Source organism: Neolewinella marina (assembly GCF_002631205.1).
GTDB lineage: Bacteria > Bacteroidota > Bacteroidia > Chitinophagales > Saprospiraceae > Neolewinella > Neolewinella marina.
Map to the genome: position 1 here is coordinate 1 of NZ_PDLO01000020.1, position 1,223 is coordinate 1,223.

A 1,223-nucleotide genomic window follows, 5' to 3' on the forward strand; every position below is an offset into this window, starting at 1 on the left:
CAGTCTTTCCATAGCTTCGGTACCGGGCTTATGCCCGAGTATTTTCCGCGCAGGAACGCTCGACTAGTGAGCTGTTACGCACTCTTTAAATGAATGGCTGCTTCCAAGCCAACATCCTAGCTGTCTTAGCATCCCCACATCGTTCCATTCAACTCAGCCCGAATTTGGGGACCTTAGCTGATGGTCTGGGTTGTTCCCCTCTTGGCCACGGACCTTAGCACCCGCAGCCTCACTGCCGCTACTGTTATGCCGGCATTCGGAGTTCATCAGGGGTTGGTAGGCGGTGAAGCCCCCTAGCCCTATTGGTAGCTCTACCTCCGGCACACATTACACGACGCTGCACCTAAATGCATTTCGGGGAGTACGAGCTATCTCCTGGTTTGATTGGCCTTTCACCCCTACCCACAGGTCATCCGAAAACTTTTCAACGTTTACCGGTTCGGTCCTCCATTCCGAGACTATCGGAACTTCAACCTGCCCATGGGTAGATCACCAGGTTTCGCGTCTACCCCCACTACCTATGACGCCCTGTTAAGACTCGCTTTCGCTGCGCCTCCGGTGCTGAACACCTTAAACTTGGTAGTGAGGAGTAACTCGTAGGCTCATTATGCAAAAGGCACGCCGTCACCAACTCGAAAGCTGGCTCCGACCGCTTGTAGGCGCACGGTTTCAGGGTCTTTTCACTCCGCTTCTCGCGGTTCTTTTCACCTTTCCCTCACGGTACTGGTTCACTATCGGTCTCTCAGGAGTATTTAGCCTTACGGGATGGTGCCCGCAGATTCAGACAGGGTTTCTCCGGCCCCGCCCTACTCAGGATACTCGTCATATCTACCACAATTCCTGTACGGGACTTTCACCCTCTATGGTCAGCTTTTCCAAAACTGTTCCAATTATGTAGCAGATAATTACACAAGTCCTACAACCCCACTACGACGTATCGTAATGGTTTGGGCTGTTCCGCGTTCGCTCGCCACTACTTGCGGAATCATTAAATTATTTTCTCCTCCTCCGGGTACTTAGATGTTTCAGTTCCCCGGGTTACCTCTCCTTGCGGAGTACTAGATCTTCAATCTAGTGGGTTGCCCCATTCGGACATCCAGGAATCAACAGTCGTTTGCACTTCCTCCTGGCTTATCGCAGCTTACCACGTCCTTCATCGTCTCTGAGAGCCTAGGCATTCCCCGTACGCCCTTCGTTCACTTCCTATTCTTGAACCTCCCGAA

General features: G+C 52.2%; 1 rRNA gene. It reads right to left on the bottom strand.

Features of this window, described 5'->3' with window-relative positions:
* Nucleotides 1-1,205: ribosomal RNA gene (locus CGL56_RS18400) — 23S ribosomal RNA — on the bottom strand; the annotation flags it as partial.
* Nucleotides 1,206-1,223 lie beyond the last annotated feature (18 nt).